Source organism: Photobacterium marinum (assembly GCF_000331515.1).
GTDB classification, from domain to species: domain Bacteria; phylum Pseudomonadota; class Gammaproteobacteria; order Enterobacterales; family Vibrionaceae; genus Photobacterium; species Photobacterium marinum.
On the sequence record NZ_AMZO01000038.1, the window covers coordinates 40,045 to 57,302 of the forward strand.

The following is a 17,258-nucleotide window of genomic DNA, read 5'->3' on the forward strand; positions in this document are numbered from 1 at the left end:
TTAAGGAAAATACAATGAAAAATCTAGCTCTATTAATTTCAGCAGCATTAGCATCTGCCTCTGCAGTGGCATCATATGATAACGAGTCAATTGTTAAAATTAAATATGACTCTGATTATAATGATGTTTATGTTGATCAGTATGGCGATGATAATTTTTCAAAAGTGAAGATCGCGTATGACTCTGATTATAACTATGTAGATGTTGATCAGGGTGGTGATTACAATAGTTCATATGTGAAAATCAAGGGTGGCTCTGATTATAACGATGTATATATTTATCAAGGTGGATATGGCAATTACTCTAACGTAGAGATCAAACATAACTCAGATGATAATTACGTCGGTGTTGCTCAGTATGGTTCATATAATAGTTCAGATGTGATTATTGACAACTATTCAGGATATAACAGTGTCTATGTTTATCAAGATGGCTACTATAACGATTCAGATGTAACAATTGATTATAACTCAAACGGCAACTATGTAGATGTTTATCAATATGGGTATTCAAATGACTCAGACGTACTGATTTCTGGTGGTTCTGATTATAATGGGGTTTATGTTAGTCAATATGGTTCTTACAATGTTTCTGCAGTCGATATCAATTACGATTCAGATTATAACTATGTAGGTGTTTCACAAGATGGTGACTACCATTATTCAGATGTTGATATTACTAATTACTCTGACTATAACACTGTATACGTTAGCCAGTATGGTTATGCACAGTACTCTCTTGTTCATATCTCAGATTATTCATCAGGTAACTACGTAGGTGTTACTCAGAACTAAGATATGAAATTGATAACCACAATTGCTTTACTGTTTGCTGCATTCCTGGTGAATGCAGCAAATTTCAATCCCCTGAATATTGGCTGTGACGTTAAAGGCGATACAATCAAATTAGTTATCGCCAATAACACAAGCCATCATGTGAAGCTTAATGTTGTGACTGGATCAAACAACAGAGTATCTTCAGGTTCGAGCGGAAATTCAGTTAGTTCCTTGTCATTTAGCAAGTCTGATTTTCCAGTTGAACTGAGCAGTACTGTATCCAGTACGTTTGTTATAGACAATAACTGTTTCATAGCAGAAAAAAACGCTTCGTAAGAAGCGTTTTGTGTTTTAGCCTTTTTTATTCCCTCTCGGGCAGCAAACAATACAGTACTGCGGCGCAACCAATAGAGCCAAGCACATCGGTTGGCCAATGCATTCCCAGCCAGATTCGACTTACGCCAACACCAATTGCCCAAAGAATAAGGATTCCTGCCGGAATGAAGTTTTTTCTGCGACAGAAGAAACCGCCCCAGAAAACGACACAAATTGCTGCAAAAATCGTATGGCCAGAAGGGAAGGAGTAGTTAGTTTCTCCCTGCCAGTGTGATGTCCGCCAATAACTGACACTGTTCGTTGCTGCCTCAATTGCTGCATCTTTCTCTGCGTTAGTCAATTGGTAGAAGCCTGTTGCTGATTCAACAATGCCCAGGCTTTGTAACTGATAAGAGTACGGGCGGGGGACTTCGGTGAACTGCTTTAATGCCGTTTTGGCGGCGAAACTTAAAACCAGCAAAACAGCAAATTGAGTAATCAGTATGAATACTTTTTTTCTCGGTAATTTCAATAGAAATGGGATAAGAGAGAGTATTGCCACAGTGACCAGAAAACCAGGGTTACCGGCAGAGCCTGTCAGCAGAGAAAAAACAGCTCCTGTCACATCACTGACTTCGCCGATCAGTGTCGGTTTTGAGAAGAACATCAGAATGCCTGACATGGTGGTGGCATAAATCAACAGCGCAATAAATCCCGGTATTTTTTTTGTTATGAATGAGGAAGTTAGCATTTTGAACTTTGAAAGAAGAAATATGAGAATGAATTCTAACAGAGCCTAGAGATGTTCATGTGAAATTAATGTCATTTCACATGGATTTGCTGTGTGCTTGTTGATTTTTTGCACATTGGCATGAAAACAGTAGAGTCATTAGTGATGGCTAATTATTTCGTGCTCTAACTATTTAACGATACTCTTAACTCGTTAACATCACGCATAATTTCCCGTTCGTAATGTGTCAGGCACTGCTTTGGCTCACGTTTTTTGAGATAAATCAAAGTTTTTTTTTGGGGAATAAAATCATTTTTTGCTGGTTATATAGGCTCTAAGCTGCTAATGTGCTGCCCCTCACATTAATAGTGAGAATATTATGCACAGTTCTACACATAAGGTTGGTGATAAATTAGTTCCAACTCTAACGATTGGGTTTATTAGTTTATTCCTCCTTTCCTCGCTCATTGACTTGTCGCTTGTATCGAGTGTCATTCAGTCAATGTTCTCCTTTGTCACTGCACAGTTCGGCGCCTTCTGGCAATGGCTGATGGTGGTAAATTTCGCTCTTGCTCTCATCATTGCGGTATCCCGGTACGGAAAAATCCGAATGGGAGCTCAGCCAAAACCAACCATCGGTACTTTTCGCTGGCTTGCGATGATTATGTGTACTCTGTTGGCAGGGGGCGGGGTTTTCTGGTCTGCAGCTGAGCCTATCTACCATTTCATAACACCGCCACCAAGTTTTCCACTGGCGACTGGCTCAACAGTTGACGCAGTTACGCCTGCGCTGAGTCAGAGCTTTTTGCACTGGGGCTTTCTGGCCTGGTCTGTGCTTGGTACGCTAGCGACAATTGTGCTGATGTATGCGCATTACCAAGCCGGTGTTAAGTTGCGTCCACGAGCGCTGCTTTACCCATTACTTGGCACCAAGCTTGAAAATCATTGGTTTGGTTCTGTTGTCGATACTTGCTCTGTGATTGCGGTAGCTGCTGGTACTATTGGGCCAATCGGATTTCTTGCATCACAGTTGGGTTACAGCCTTGAATCTGTTGTCGGGCTAGAGAATAGCGTTAATAACCAGTTGGCGATTCTTGCTGCTGTTGTGGCAGCTTATGCAATGTCGGCTTTCTCCGGCATGGATAAAGGCCTTCAGTGGTTGAGTCGTGTTAACGTTATCGGTGCATTTGCCTTGTTGATGGCGATGTTGGTTTTTGGACCGACACAATTTATTTTCGAGCAATTTGGCGCAGCATTCGGAGAATACCTGCATCAATTGCCAACAATGAGCCTGAATACATCAGCGCCGGCGTGGAACGCGTGGTGGACTTGGTTCTTCTGGGGATGGTTTATTGGCTTTGCTCCGATGATGGCCATTTTCATCGCACGAATTTCAGAAGGACGTACCATTCGCGAGTTAATCATTACTGTCGCAATTGGTGCGCCGATCGTGACAAACTTCTGGTTTACCGTACTTGGCGGCACAGGTATCTTTTTTGAGCTTCAAATGCCGGGAAGTATCTCCGGACCACTTGAAGCGGCAGGTTTGCCTGCTGTGTTACTGGCGTCATTGTCGCAACTGCCTTTCAGCAGTGTATTAGTACCGGCGTTTCTGGTATTAACAACGACCTTTGTTGTTACAACCGGTGACTCAATGGCCTATGCCATTTCTATGGTTGTATCCGGTGACAGTGAGCCAAGTAAGTATCAGCGACTGTTCTGGGCGATTGTGATGGGATGTGTGGCCGCAGTGTTGTTGGTGGCCGGTGATGGTGGCCTAAACGCATTGCAGTCATTCATTGTGATTACAGCAGTGCCGGTATCTTTGCTTGTTGCAGCGACACTGATAACTGGACCGATGGCCGTTCTGCGAATGAATCAACAGAAAAATCAGCAGACTTGGGAAGAACCGCAGGTCGTGAACTCTAATTACTGAGCCGGATTACTTCTGCTTTGTTGAACCGATTAAAGCCGGTAGTTGATATCATCAGCTACCGGCTTTGCGCTTAAGCTAGTGACGAGTCAACCTTTTCTCATCATATTTCTTCGACTTATAGGGTTTTGGTTCTTGAACAATCGTTGTGTCTGACAATGTTTTCAGATAGGCGACAATGGCTGCTTCATCTTCAGGGGTTAATCCCAGATTGCCGATAAAGCCTAATGCTGAAGTATCACCGAATTCCGGCAGAGGCCAACAATCGTTTGCTAGAGCTTGTTTCTCCGTTGCTTCTGGTATTCCCTTGCTCTCACAAGATGGCTTGGCAATCGCTGTATTGTAGAAGTGAACAATACTTTCAAGGCTCTTAAAGTAACCGTTATGAGCATAAGCTTTTGTTGTACCCTTACCTAATCGCAAATCTACATTGCGTAATGTTGGCGTTTTATGGCTGCCAAGGTGGAACGGATTGGACAATTCTTCCATTGACTCTGTTGTAGCATGTAGCCCTTTATCTGGTTCTGGTCGACCAGGGATCTCATAGTTTCTCGGGGTACCTATGTTGTGGTAACTGTCATCTGTATACCGTTCGAATTTTGATGTTCCGTCTCGGTTTCCTCCACGGTGGCAGAAGCCGCAGCGACCTTGACCAAACTGAAGATCATCTCGGTTTTCAGCTACACCATAAAACAGGTCATGCCCCATGTTTTCCTGGTCTGTGAAATCATCCAGAGGAAACTTTCCGTCAGCATCTTTTTTTAAAGCAAAGTCTCGCTTAGAGTCGTATGGGTTATTTTCGTAAGACATTTGCCATGCGCCGAGAGAAACAGCAAAGCGGGCGAATACCTCATCAATACCTTTTTCCTTACAATCTAGCTCTAACCCCCATGTATATTTATAAAGCTCAGCACCCCATTTCGTGTCAGCCACAAGCTTACAAGTGTCAATTTTCCCTTGCGTGCCTTCACCGACTCCTTGCTCTACGGGGTTGATAAAGGGACTGGCATGAGCTTGGTCTGTCATTGGCCCTTTGTATTTGCTATATAACTCTTTGTAGTGATCATTAATGAAGATGTTCAGCCCGTCTGTTGAATCGCCTTTTGCCCGTCCGTTCCAGAAAGCGCCACCACATACACCGGTAGGGAATCGCCCACAGCTTGTTAAGTTTGGTAGTCCGTTTACCTGACCATCTAAGGTTAAGAATTGGACATACTTATTTGTTGGTGGTTTGAGGTTACCAACGGTGTGTGGATCTGCGCCCGTTACTGCGACCTGTTTTTTGTTCACGCCTGAGACACCATTCACACCTCCGGCCGCAGGAAGATGACAAGAAGAGCATGACTGTCTTGTCGGATCTGAAATATTTGCAAAGAATAAGCGTTTACCAAATTCTTCAATATAGGTGAGATCCGATTCATCAGCCTGAACATTTGTCGTGATTAAAGTGATTCCAATGAAAAGACCTAGTGAGGTAAAGAGTGTTCGTTTGGTTGTTGCAACCTTAATAGGTTGACTATTCCTGAGAGTTAATTGAGTCATTATTTTGCACCTTATGCATAAGATGATTCTATAAATTGACCAGCCATAATGAGATGATGTTTTATCCACCATTTTCTGTTATTAAATTGCGTTGCACTATTCAAGGAAAAATTAGTCCTTCCAAAACAGAGACAATTCTCAGAGTTAATAACAATAAGAAAATAGTGTCATTATTTTGCCTGAGTTTATAAAGTGAAAGATATGAGAGGTTTGTGGCTTGCTTTTGATAGGGGGAGTCGTGTTAACGTAATTAAATTGTGTCAGGAAGGTAAATTGGTTTTCTAATCAGTATGAAGTGAGATGTTAAATATCTATCTATGTTGTTTTTTTATGAAAGGTAATTCTATGATTATTTTATTCGGTCTTAATTTGTTTGTGTAAATTATCTAGTCCGGTTAATTTTGAATTAAGTGAGGCTCAGTTGCTAATTCATTTATTAGCACTGATGGCCTCACTTTAAATGGTCTTTCTTATTTCAGTCGGGATTCATCAAAGTCACCTGACTTATATGGATGAAGTTCTTCAACAACACTGTTGTCGGTTAGTGTTTTGAGATAGGCAACAATAGCCGCTTCGTCGGATGCTGACAAACCAAGATTTCCAATAAATCCCAGGGCAGAGGTATCTCGAAATTCTGGTTCAGGCCAGCAATCACTCGCCAGCGCTTGTTTTTCTGTTGCTTGTAAAATACCTTTACTCTCGCAGGTTGGCTTGATAATAGCCGTGTTATAAAAGTGTACAATGCTCTCTATGCTTTTGAACCAGCCATTGTGTCCGTAGGCTTTTGTAAAGCCGCCACCGGGACGTTGATCCAGATTACGCAATGTTGGTGTTTTATGGGAACCCTTATGAGCCGGATTTCCTGTTGTTGCCTCAAGGCCGATGTCAGGTGCAGGGCTACCCGGGATTTCATAGTTTCTCGGAACACCAATGTTGTGATAGCTATCATCAGTGTAACGTTCAAATTCACCTGTTCCGTCGGCAATACTGCTCAGGTGACAGAATACGCATCTGGCTTGACCAAAGCCAAGGTCATCACGGTTCTCTGCTACACCATAAAACAGATCATGACCGAGGTTTTCCTCATCGGTAAAATCATCTAACGGGAATGAACCATCGGCATCATTTTTCAGAGCTATATCGCGTTTTGAGTCGAAGGTATTATTTTCATAGGACATCTGCCATGCGCCTAACGACACCGCTAGTCTTGCAAAAACTTCATCTATGGATTGCTCATTGCAGCTGAGTTCAAGTCCCCAGGCAAAGTTATACAGCTCTGATCCCCATTTGGTTGCAGCTACTTGTTCACATACTGCAATTTTGTCTGTCTTACCTTGCTCTACCGGATTAACGAAAGGGCTGGCGTGAGCCTGATCTGTAACAGGACCTAAATATTTACTGTACATTTCCTTGTATTTGTCACTAACGAAAATATCGATGTTATCGATTGAGTCACCTTTGGCTCTACCATTCCAAAAAGCACCACCACATGTAAAAGTAGGGAATGAACCACAATTACTAAAACGGGGCAGACCCTGAACGTTACGACTTTGATCAAGGAATTGAACGTATTTATTTGTAGGCGGTTTTAGCGTGCCGACAGTATGTGGGTCAGCGCCGGTGACGGCGACTTGATGTTTATTTACTCCTGATACGCCATTGGTACCACCAGCTTCAGGTAAATGGCATGAAGAGCATGACATTCTTTCAGGGTCTGAAATGTTTTCAAAGAATAATCTTTTTCCTAATTCTTCAATATATGTCAGCTCTGATTCATGTGATTTAGCTAAAGATTGAAATGAGTAAAAAAAAGTACCATATATAAATACTAAAAATGCATTTTTAAAAAAAGAACTCTTATTTTGTTTTCTTATAGTTGTTGACATTGAAATGGGGATTGATTGAGTCATTCTATTGCACCTTATTTCGGAAGTTATTTTGTTAGGTTGTTACATGCAATAAGCTCATCGCAGAACTCAAATGAAAGTACCTAGCCAACTTTCGTGAGCTCTAATTGGGAATATAGGGCTGGCGGAAGAAATCATTTCTCATTTTTGAGAAAGGAGCGGGTAAATATGGTTTTCTTTTATGTTGTTGAATAAATGGTGATTTGTTGTTTTTGTCTTATTGGCAAGAATGAGTGTAGAAAATATCGTGCAATATTGATGGTAATTTGAATGACTATTCATGCAAAAAAAGTTTTTAACATTACACTCTCTGTTGTTTTTGTCTTTGTGCTCAGGCAGGGTTGTAAGTTGATATGTGGAAATTAAATTTTCCATTTGGTTTTAAAAGGCCTCGTGCTGAGGCCTTTTCGATTAATTTAAATCCGAATGGCTATATATCCGGCTTAGCTGTAAATACTTTTTTGACTAATTTTACAGTCATCGTTATCCATTTTTTTGTCTCCTTTTTTCCTTTTGGTAGGCTTTGCATAATTTGCCGAATGCTCGATCATTCGCGCGCCTTTCAGCAAGTGTTGCGCCGTTAAATGCCTGCTCACGATTCAGCTTGTGGTAGTTATTCAGCCGTCTTTCGTCTAAATCGCCATTTGCTATTGCCAACTGAACAGCACAGCCAGGTTCATTGTTGTGCTGACAGTCCGAGAATCGACATTGTTCCGCTAGCAGGCTGATATCAGCAAAGGTTGTGTCCAGCCCTTGTTCACAATCAGCGAGTTGAAGCTCTCGCATTCCCGGAGTGTCCAGTAACAGCCCTCCAGCCGGAGTCAGATGAAGAGACCTGGAGGTTGTGGTGTGACGTCCCTTGCTGTCATCTTCTCGAATACCGCCGGTTTGTTGGATTTCAGAGCCCTGAAGGGTATTGATCAGGGTTGATTTCCCTGCGCCAGATGAGCCCAGAAAGGCAACTGTTTTACCATGTCGACACCATGAGCTGAGAACAGAAGCACTGTCCGGCTCAAGGCCGTTAACAGCTTCGACCATCAGCATGGGATCAAGTTGTTGTACCTGCTGAACATATTGTGCTGGGTCATCACACAGATCAGCTTTGGTCAGTACGATGACAGGTTCGACACCGGCTTCGTTAGCGAGAGTCAGATAGCGTTCGATACGATTGAGGTTAAAGTCATTATTCATTGAACAAACGATGAATACCGTATCAATATTGGCTGCAATTAACTGTGAATCCACTTTACTGCCAGCTGCTTTTCGACTGAATAAAGAGCTTCGCTCAAGTTGTCGAACAAACTGATTCGTTTGAGATAGCAGAATCCAGTCACCTACAGTAAGGGGAGGCATGTTGGCGGTGACAGGCAGGTTTTGTTCACCAGACTCAGTCATGAGAGCAAGCTGACTACGATGCTGAGCCATCACTCTTGCTGTATGAACGGTTTCCCACTCATCAAGAGAGAGTTGTTGTTGAAAAAAAGGTTTCCATCCAAGTTCAGACAAGAAAATAGATTTACACATTACAGATTTACCCCTGACGCGTTATGCGTCATAAAAGAATTTTGATGTTCAGGGGCAAGATTGGCCCCGGTATAAGACCGGGCAAGAGGGAGAGGGTTAGATTTGGTTGTCTCGCTCAGCCCGGTTAGTTTTTACTACAATCATCAAAATTTCCTCCGTTAGTTGATATAAGGGTTGTATTAGTTAATAAATAGCTAATACAACCGTCAGAACTTAACAAAAGTTTGGCTCTAATACCATAGGTGTTCTGACGGTTGCTCGTTTTTATCAGGCTGTAACGCCGTTAAGTTGAATTGCACCTTGGCGATATAATAGCCCGTTCACACGATCTTTCTTCAGCAGCAGCGGGCCGTCGAGGTCAACAAGATCTGCTTTGGATGCAATAGGAAGTGCTGTTTCCATGGCCAGAGAGCTTCCGACCATACAACCTACCATCACTTTAAACCCAAGTTGATGAGCTTTGGCTTCAAGTTTCAGGGCTTCAGTTAATCCGCCCGCCTTATCGAGCTTAATGTTAATCATCTCGTAGCAACCGATCAGTTCGTCGAGATCATCAGTGGTATGGCAGCTTTCATCGGCGCACAATGTGATTGGGTGCTTGATACTGAGTAGTTGAGCATCCTGTCCTTTTGGTACTGGTTGTTCAATCATTCTAATGTGGAAAGGAGATAACTGGTTAAATATATTTTCCAGGTCAATTTCTCCCCATGCCTCATTGGCATCAATGATCAGTTCTGCTCCCGGAGCAACAGTTCGTACTGCGTTTACTCGTTCAATGATTTGTTCATTATTAAGCTTTATCTTCAGTAACCTTGCCCCTTGTTTACATAACTCTTTTGCTTGCTGGGCCATTTTTTCAGGGCTGTCCAGAGAAACAGTCATTGCGGTGACGATTTCAGGTTCGATATCGAAGGCTTGGTAAGGAAACTCCTGTTGTAACTCCAGTCGCCAAAGTGCGCAATCGACAGCATTTCGTGCCGCTCCGGCAGGAAGTAGTTGTTGAAGAGTCTCGCGGTTGAGCTCAACACCGTCCGGCAGCGAGTTTAATGAGTGAACCTGTTTGATGACAGACTCAATGCTCTCGCCATATCTGGGGTAGGGGGTGCATTCACCTTTGGCCGACGTTTTACCGTCGTTGATGGTAACCGTGACGACATCCTGGTGAGTCCGGGTGCCTCGAGAGATAGTAAATGGACGGGCAAGCGGGAATTGCTCTTGGACGGCATTGATTTTCATTCTATTTCCCCCGTTATATTGAGAGGAGGTTGTTAACAATAGTCGCAACCCCAAAGCGAACCGGATCGGTTACCGGCATTTGATATTGTTGCTCCATTTTCTTACATAGTGCAAGGGCATCGTCTTGATTTAGTGAGGAAGAATTCAGACAAATACCGATGAATCTTGCATTTTTGTTAGTCAGCCGAGCAGCATTCAGGTTGACATCAATTGTTTCTTGAATTGAAGGGAGCGACATGTGAGGGAAGTGGCGTATATGTTGGCGTCCGACTTCGTGACATAAAACCATAGCGTCAGGTTGAGAACCATGTAAAAGCCCAAGGCTGACTCCGGCATAAGCCGGATTTAATAGAGAACCCTGGCCTTCAATAACATCCCAGTCATGATCGGTAAAAGCCGGACTGATGGCTTCCGCTGCACCTGCGATGAAATCAGCGATGACGGCATCAACAGAAATACCTCGTCCGGCAATCAGAATTCCTGTTTGTCCGGTTGCCCGGAATTGTGCTCTGAGACCCTGAGCTTTCATTTCTCGCTCAATTGCGAGAGAGGTATACATTTTGCCGACTGAGCAGTCAGTTCCTACAGTCAGTAATCTTTTTCCCTGGCGTTTTTTACCGTTGCCCACTTCCAGCGGTTGATCATAATGGCGAACATCAAATAGTTGGCAATGGTTCTCTTTTGCGGTTTGGTTGAGAGAAGGGATATCAGCAAGGCGCTGGTGCAAACCAGAGGCTATGTTATAGCCGAGTTCAAGTGCGTGCTTTAGCGTCTCCAACCACGTTTGAGGGAGAAACCCTCCGGCATTAGCTGTGCCTATTATCAGGGTCTTAGCACCTTGTTGTTTTGCTTCTTGTAAGGATAGATCAGTAAGTCCGACTGATACTGTATCGCTATTTAGTCTGTATTGCCCGACGCATAGCTCCGGGCGCCAGCTCAAAATTCCTCTGGCTGTTTTGGCCGCCAGTGGGTCAGTGACATCACCGAGAAACAGAAGATAAGGTTGTGGAATTTGCATACAACGTCCTTGAGTATGTGAAAACCAAAGAATACCACTAAAAAATGTCAGTAATTCGATGCCGAATAAAATTTGTTAGCAGGGTATAACTTGAGTTTATAGCAATTGGCTAAGCGAAGAAACATAACAGCATTCTGCTATCATTTGTTTGAAGGAAATAAATTTATGGAAATGATGTTGTGGAAAAGGTTTTGTGAAAATATTGGCTGCTAAATAGCTCGGATAGATCTATTAGGGCGAAGTATGTAAAGCGCGGTTTTAGATTCCGTCCCGGTCAGGAGAGCTGCGTTTTGCAGCCTTCTCCTAAAAAACAGTCTAATCAGTGAATTAACCGATTATTTCTTCTTTGGTGTGTTTTGTTGCTGCATACGTTTTGTAGTCAGATAACGCATTGCAAATAGGCTTTCAACGTTCATTGTTTTCTCCTTATTTAAACAAACTGTAATTAGCGTTTTGCTGAGTTTTGTTTCTGCTGTTGTTTGCTGGCCTGTTTCACCATGTACTGAGCTACAAGAAACTGATTCAAATCAAACATACTGTCACCTTTGTAATTTACTTACAATTTAAGTCTGCGTTGTGATTTATTTGTCATCACATTGATTATGTTAGTGTGACTTACATCACTATGCAAGAGCTTTGTGTAATTTAATTACAATTTTACCTGAAAGCTAATTACATTGATGTATTGAGTTGTCCTGCAGTAAAAATGGTTATGAATTAGGGGGAAACTTGAGGAAAGGAACCCGCCATAAAGGCGGGTAAGTCGCTAGCAGATAGCCATCATTTCTTGTCGGCTACTGGCACCATGATGTGAACATATGGGGTATCTTTCCACATTACATATGGGCCGCCGGTACTAGGATCATCAGTTAATCCTTCAAGCATTGCTTTTGGCACGATAATCATCAGGTGAGGGCCGGTTTCAACATAGTCATCGGCTTTCTTAGGATTCGGATGATAGGGATCTGAGTTACTGACACCCGCCCCCAGATCACCTTGTAACATATAAGAAATTCCGATTTTGTCTGCTTTGAAATCCTTTTTGTTGACCATTGCATCCAGCATTTCCATCCAAACGGCATCGTTACACATTGGCATGCCGTCATCGGGGAAAGTATCCGGTAGGCAAGTCCAGCCGTTGTTGCCTTTGATAACTTCCTTACCTTTTACAATAACTGTTGCGTTGTCACTGATTGCGGCAGGTGCTGCAGATTTTGCTCTGGTGATAAGTGCATCAAGATCGTCACTTGCGAATGCAGTGTTGATAAAGCTCACTGAACACAGGAGTGCAGCTACGCCTATTTTAGGCACTAAGTAGTTAGCCATGATTATTACTCCACTACTTTATTAATTGGCATTGTACCAACCTGTAAAGTATAGGGGGGATGTATCGTGGCTGAGCGAATGTTCAAAACTTAAAAAGCCGACAATAAAGTCGGCTTTTTAATGACTGTTTTTTCAGAACTTATGCTGCTGCAAGAAGGGCTGAAAAGTCTACTTTGCGCTGATTGAAGCGGTTAACCAGATCGTCGATATCATCCTGGCAGTATGGTTTCAGACCACTCATTACCATACGTTTGCGGCCGGTACCGACTACTTCACCGTTTTCTTTAAAGCAGAATTTCAGGGTTACGCTACCGCGCTTGCCGTCTACATCGATATCAGAACCTGTTAGTTCAACGGTGGGTGCAGTGATGTCTAGACGTTCGAAATCAAGCTCCATGCTTTCATAAATTACCAGCGGGCGAGCCGGGTTAATCATGATCTGCTTTGACTCCATCAGCGGAACCATGATGTGTGGGAAATTCATGCCAGAGAACTGAACATAGCTCTTAGTCACTTGTTCAATCAGAGCCTGGTTGTTAGTTACATCACCTTCACGAGTAATGTGCAGGTACTCTTTTCCTTTTTCATCAACCATTGACAGTTCGCTGTCAGATTTCTGCTCAAGGCCCAGAGCGACACCGTCATTGATCATACCGGCGAAATCGAAACGCATCTTTTGGCTCAAGCCTGCTTTGGAGAGAACAACAGAGAAAAGCAGATCACCAGGAACACAGAAACGTTTGTTATCTTCGTCATGAATAGGATTGAAATCACCGGCGATTTTTTTCGCAAAGTGACTTGCTTGCTCACGTGTAAAAGAAAATTCACCGTTCTGTTCTGAGTAATACGATTCTAAAAACATGCCTAACTTATGAATACCTTCGTTAATCGAACTATCAAATATTCTACATGAGATGTTCACAATAATTGGTCTAGCCAGTGAGACAGCTAAAAAGCTTGATTCTCTTGGCAGAAAAATGTAGGCAACAGTTTGCACTTAACTCTCTGAATAACAAGAAAATTAAAATCGACAGTGTTCGTAAATTATATTTCAGGTTATTCAGTAGTTTAACTATGCACTGTTTCCTGCTGTTTGATTATAGCTTGTGGCCCTGATAAATGGTGGAAAAATCCCGGTTCTGAAACACGGACACAAGCTCTTTGGGGAAGAAAAGAATGTTGTCGAGTTTATCTAAATGAACCCACTCATAACCAATTTGCGCAGGATCCAGATTGCTGGCCTGAGCGATAAAGTTGGGTTTAATACCTTCAACGAAGACTTCAAGCTGGTGGAAATGGTCCGGTAGGTAAGGTGTAGGGGAGCGGTCGGTGATTAAATCTCTGATGCATAAAACGTCACCCATTTCTGCTTGTATACCCAATTCTTCCATTAGTTCTCGATGAAATGCTTCTTCGAGTGTTTCGCCGTGCTCAACGCCACCGCCGGGCGTGATATACCAAAAACCACGGTCATCCTGATGTTTACACAGCAAAATGTGATTTTGACAGTAAAAAACTGCGCGTACTGAGAGTCGTGGGTTCATATTTCTTTCCGAATCAGAAGCATGATCATTAATTTTAGAAATGAATCAGAAAAAGTATGATTTTTTTGATGCAACTACGGGCATAATTATGTAATATGCCCCCCTGAAAAACATCGGCTATGCTTATAAAGCATTGTTTTATAAATTAAAAAAGAACGGTTTCATGGCTAGGGTTACTTTATCTGAGCGAAATAAGAAGTACAAAAAAGTACGCATAACCATCTTCTAGACGTGTAGAAGCTCAGGAAAATAAAGTAGCACGGAAGCTGCAAAAAAAAGCCCCCAGAAGTAGTGACCAATCACTGTTTCTGGGGGCTAAATAATATCTGTTAGTTAAGACGGCAGGTAAATAGGGTTACACTCGTCCTTGTAGCGGAATTACCCGTACTCTCTCACCAATTTCAACACCAGGTTGTTCAGGCACAATTTCAATCAGGCAGTTTGCTTCACTCATCGAACGAAGAATACCTGAACCTTGCTGACCAGTTGTTCTTACCGCCAGGCGTCCGTTTGCATCGATACTGAAAACACCACGGCTGTATTCAGTTCGTCCCGGACGTGAGCGAAGTTTCTCTGTCGCAACAGCTTTAAATACCTGTGGTTGCCAGTTATCTATCCCCTGAAGTTTACGAATTGCAGGCTCTACAAATTGCAGGAAGGCGACCATGACTGCCACCGGGTTACCCGGCAGGCCAAAGAACGGCTTCTGGCGAATTTGACCAAAGGCAAGCGGACGACCTGGACGCATGTTGATACGCCAGAAGTTGATCTGGCCCAGTTTGTCGAGGATGGTTTTGATGTAATCCGCATCACCGACAGAAACGCCACCGGAAGAGAGAATCACATCAGCTTGCTTGCTGGCTTTCTCTAAGGTTGCTTCTAACGCAGCTTCACTGTCTTCAATAATACCAAGATCGATGACTTCACAGCCGACTTTAGTCAGCATGGCGCGCAGGGTGTATCTGTTTGAATCATAAATGCAGTTTTGCTTTTGTTCTTCTCCCGGTGCTTGAACTTCATCACCTGTTGAGAAGATCGCGACTTTAATCTGCTTGTTGATACACACTGAATTCAGGCCAAGAGAGGCGATCATCCCCAGCTCAGGCGCTGTGATTTGGGTACCAGCTGAAACAGCAGTCTGACCGATAGCCAAGTCTTCACCGGCTTGGCGTACATTCTGCCCTGCACGAATTGGGCCTTTGGTCGTATCGAAGGTGACGGTGTCACCATTCTGTTGTGCTTGTTCACGCATAATTACGGTATCAGCATTGGCCGGAACCGGTGCGCCGGTCATGATTCGAACCGCTTCACCTTGTTGCAGCGGTTGATCATAGCTATGGCCAGCCATTACTTCTGCAACCACGCGGTAGCTTTCATGTTCCAGATCATCGCCTCGGATCGCATAACCATCCATTGCCGAATTGGTGTGCTGCGGAACATTGACCGGGGACAGAATGTCCCGTGCGACAATTTGTCCCAGAGCCTGCTCAAGTGATACTTCAAGCTCGTTGTTTGGTGGGACGATTTGTTTCAGAATGCGCTGTCGGCCCTCATCTACAGACAACATGCCTGACTGTTCAAGATCGCTACAGCTGAATCCTGCTTCTGTTGGCTCCTGATCTTTTTTAGTAAAAGCGACAACAAAATCTGTTAGCTGATTAAGATCATTGATATCAAGCTGAGGAAGTTCGGTTTTCGCCGGTACGTTAGCTGCAACCGCAATGATGTTTTTATCGTCCGGATGTAGCCAGGGTTTGCCGATTTCTTCACGGTGAAGCTCGATTTTCGGGAAATCCAGCTTTTTGAAACCTTCAACCAGGATTAGGTCAAGTTCAGTCTGATCCAGTTGCGTGATTAGGTGGGGAAGGTTCGCTTCTTCATCTGGTGTTTCCGTTACCAGTGCGCGGCGGTAGCGGGATGAAATCAGCATTTGTGCGGCACCGGCTTTACGCAGGCGATAGCTGTCTTTACCTTCTTTATCAACGTCGAAATTATGGTGAGCGTGTTTGATAACTCCGACTCTGATGCCACGCTCAACAAGCTTAGGCAGCATGGCTTCCAGCAAGGTGGTTTTACCTGTACCGCTCCAGGCCGCGAAGCCTAACAGGGGCAGGGATGCATTAATCTGACTCATAGTTCCTGTCCAAATTTTTGTAGTTCTTCTGGCGTGTTAAGGTTCACAAACGCGTTTGGTTGATCACTGAAATCAACAGTAGTCATATTGCATTGTTTGTAAAGAAGAATGATTTTCCGATCGCCGTTTTCAAGAAATTTTTCGAGTTTAGGCAGGATCCTGCGGTTCAACAGTGTAACCACAGGCTGAATATGTTCGCCGTCATGGGCGACAGCAATGTCAGTATTTTTACTGCATGCTGCGCTCATACGCGCTACCAAATCATGTGGCAGCTGAGGGCAGTCACAGGGAACAAAGCCAATCCACTCATCGTCAAGGTGGTGCAGGGCAGCATGCATTCCGCCTAAAGGACCCGGATAGTTCTGAATGTGGTCACCGAAAACTTTGCCGTAGCTACGGTAACGCTCCTGGTTGCGGTTGGCATTGATGGTGATGGTGTCAGTTTGTGGCTTCAGCGTTTCCATCACATGCTCAATCATTGCCCGTCCAGCCAGTTCGACTAGTCCCTTGTCGTTTCCACCCATACGGCTGGCTTGTCCGCCAGCCAGGATCACCCAGCTTGTGTTCTCAGGCGTAGGCATAGTCATTCTTGTCCTCATCGACGAGCTGCAGATCTGCCCGTTCTACTAATTGTGTTTTTGTTATTGTCCACTGGCGGCGGCAAAGGGCCGTCAGGGCATTTTTCTGGTGGCTGGTTATAACAAGGCTGGTGCCGCGCTCAAGCAGGTCTTTGGCGAGGACAACTTGTCTCTCAATCGATTCTTGATCGAGGCTGGCGCTGGATTCATCCATCAGCAATACGCCGGGTTTCAGCACCCATGCTCTCGCCATGGCCACGCGCTGGCGTTCACCACCTGAAAGTACGGAAATATGTTCGTCCGCCAGCGTTTCCAACCCTACCATACGAAGGGCATGGATGGCTTCATTTCGACGCTGCTGGCGGTTGCTGATGGTGAATTTCAGACCATAACAGACGTTATCGAACACAGTGCCGTCAAACATATAAGGCGTCTGGTGCATATAGATCACGCCGCCCTGAGTCTGACCGCAGAAAAAACGGTTTAGCCAGGACTGCTTATGCAGGTTTACCTGGCCGGTAGTCGGTTTTTGCAGGCCGGAAAGAATTTTTAAAAGAGTGGTTTTGCCTACACCGTTGTCGCCGCTTAGATAGATAGCATCTTTAGGGCCAAGGCTAAGCTGAGGAATATGAAAAAGCAGGCGATCCTTGAAACGGATCGATAGGTTTTCTGCCTGGATAGAAATTTGAGACATT

15 protein-coding genes are annotated in these 17,258 nt (G+C 43.8%); 3 read left to right on the plus strand and 12 right to left on the minus strand.

Annotation, left to right across the window (positions count from 1 at the left end):
* Positions 1 to 14 precede the first annotated feature (14 nt).
* Positions 15 to 794 (plus strand): hypothetical protein, encoded by a 780-nt coding sequence (locus C942_RS21755; RefSeq protein ID WP_007470401.1) that lies wholly within the window; start codon positions 15 to 17, stop codon positions 792 to 794.
* Between the two features lie 3 nt (positions 795 to 797).
* Positions 798 to 1,112 (plus strand): hypothetical protein, encoded by a 315-nt coding sequence (locus C942_RS21760; RefSeq protein WP_036801449.1) that lies wholly within the window; start codon positions 798 to 800, stop codon positions 1,110 to 1,112.
* A 25-nt stretch (positions 1,113 to 1,137) separates the two neighbouring features.
* On the opposite strand, the gene C942_RS21765 is transcribed toward C942_RS21760, so the two are convergent.
* Entirely contained in the window at positions 1,138 to 1,842 is a 705-nt protein-coding gene (locus C942_RS21765; RefSeq protein WP_007470405.1) for a phosphatase PAP2 family protein, read from the minus strand.
* Between the two features lie 358 nt (positions 1,843 to 2,200).
* Between C942_RS21765 and C942_RS21770 the strand changes: the two genes are divergently transcribed.
* Positions 2,201 to 3,757 carry a BCCT family transporter gene (locus C942_RS21770; RefSeq protein ID WP_051035887.1) on the plus strand — a complete coding sequence of 519 codons (1,557 nt, stop codon included), beginning with the start codon at positions 2,201 to 2,203 and terminating at the stop codon, positions 3,755 to 3,757.
* Between the two features lie 75 nt (positions 3,758 to 3,832).
* On the opposite strand, the gene C942_RS21775 is transcribed toward C942_RS21770, so the two are convergent.
* The 11 genes from C942_RS21775 to C942_RS21825 all read right to left on the minus strand — a co-directional run bounded on the left by C942_RS21775 (position 3,833) and on the right by C942_RS21825 (position 17,257).
* On the minus strand, positions 3,833 to 5,296 hold the full coding sequence (locus tag C942_RS21775; protein ID WP_007470408.1) for a cytochrome-c peroxidase: 1,464 nt from the start codon (positions 5,294 to 5,296) through the stop codon (positions 3,833 to 3,835).
* Between the two features lie 470 nt (positions 5,297 to 5,766).
* Positions 5,767 to 7,206, minus strand: a complete 1,440-nt coding sequence (locus tag C942_RS21780) for a cytochrome-c peroxidase (RefSeq protein WP_007470410.1) — start codon at positions 7,204 to 7,206, stop codon at positions 5,767 to 5,769.
* A 480-nt stretch (positions 7,207 to 7,686) separates the two neighbouring features.
* Complete coding sequence (gene rsgA, locus C942_RS21785; RefSeq protein ID WP_007470412.1) at positions 7,687 to 8,727, minus strand: ribosome small subunit-dependent GTPase A; 1,041 nt, start codon at positions 8,725 to 8,727, stop codon at positions 7,687 to 7,689.
* A 267-nt stretch (positions 8,728 to 8,994) separates the two neighbouring features.
* The gene (gene dgcA, locus C942_RS21790; RefSeq protein ID WP_007470414.1) at positions 8,995 to 9,963 is read right to left on the minus strand and encodes an N-acetyl-D-Glu racemase DgcA; all 969 of its coding nucleotides are present in this window, start codon (positions 9,961 to 9,963) and stop codon (positions 8,995 to 8,997) included.
* Between the two features lie 13 nt (positions 9,964 to 9,976).
* Complete coding sequence (dgcN, locus tag C942_RS21795; RefSeq protein ID WP_007470416.1) at positions 9,977 to 10,981, minus strand: N-acetyltransferase DgcN; 1,005 nt, start codon at positions 10,979 to 10,981, stop codon at positions 9,977 to 9,979.
* A gap of 780 nt (positions 10,982 to 11,761) precedes the next feature.
* Positions 11,762 to 12,307, minus strand: a complete 546-nt coding sequence (locus tag C942_RS21800; RefSeq protein WP_007470421.1) for a hypothetical protein — start codon at positions 12,305 to 12,307, stop codon at positions 11,762 to 11,764.
* Between the two features lie 139 nt (positions 12,308 to 12,446).
* Positions 12,447 to 13,169, minus strand: a complete 723-nt coding sequence (locus C942_RS21805) for a DUF3581 domain-containing protein (protein WP_007470423.1) — start codon at positions 13,167 to 13,169, stop codon at positions 12,447 to 12,449.
* Between the two features lie 235 nt (positions 13,170 to 13,404).
* Positions 13,405 to 13,851 carry an NUDIX domain-containing protein gene (locus tag C942_RS21810; protein WP_007470425.1) on the minus strand — a complete coding sequence of 149 codons (447 nt, stop codon included), beginning with the start codon at positions 13,849 to 13,851 and terminating at the stop codon, positions 13,405 to 13,407.
* Positions 13,852 to 14,206: 355 nt separating this feature from the next.
* Complete coding sequence (locus tag C942_RS21815) at positions 14,207 to 15,985, minus strand: bifunctional molybdopterin-guanine dinucleotide biosynthesis adaptor protein MobB/molybdopterin molybdotransferase MoeA (RefSeq protein WP_007470427.1); 1,779 nt, start codon at positions 15,983 to 15,985, stop codon at positions 14,207 to 14,209.
* On the minus strand, positions 15,982 to 16,566 hold the full coding sequence (mobA, locus tag C942_RS21820) for a molybdenum cofactor guanylyltransferase MobA (RefSeq protein WP_007470429.1): 585 nt from the start codon (positions 16,564 to 16,566) through the stop codon (positions 15,982 to 15,984). The genes C942_RS21815 and mobA overlap by 4 nt, the downstream gene beginning before the upstream one ends.
* Positions 16,553 to 17,257, minus strand: a complete 705-nt coding sequence (locus C942_RS21825) for an ABC transporter ATP-binding protein (RefSeq protein WP_007470431.1) — start codon at positions 17,255 to 17,257, stop codon at positions 16,553 to 16,555. The genes mobA and C942_RS21825 overlap by 14 nt, the downstream gene beginning before the upstream one ends.
* Position 17,258 lies beyond the last annotated feature (1 nt).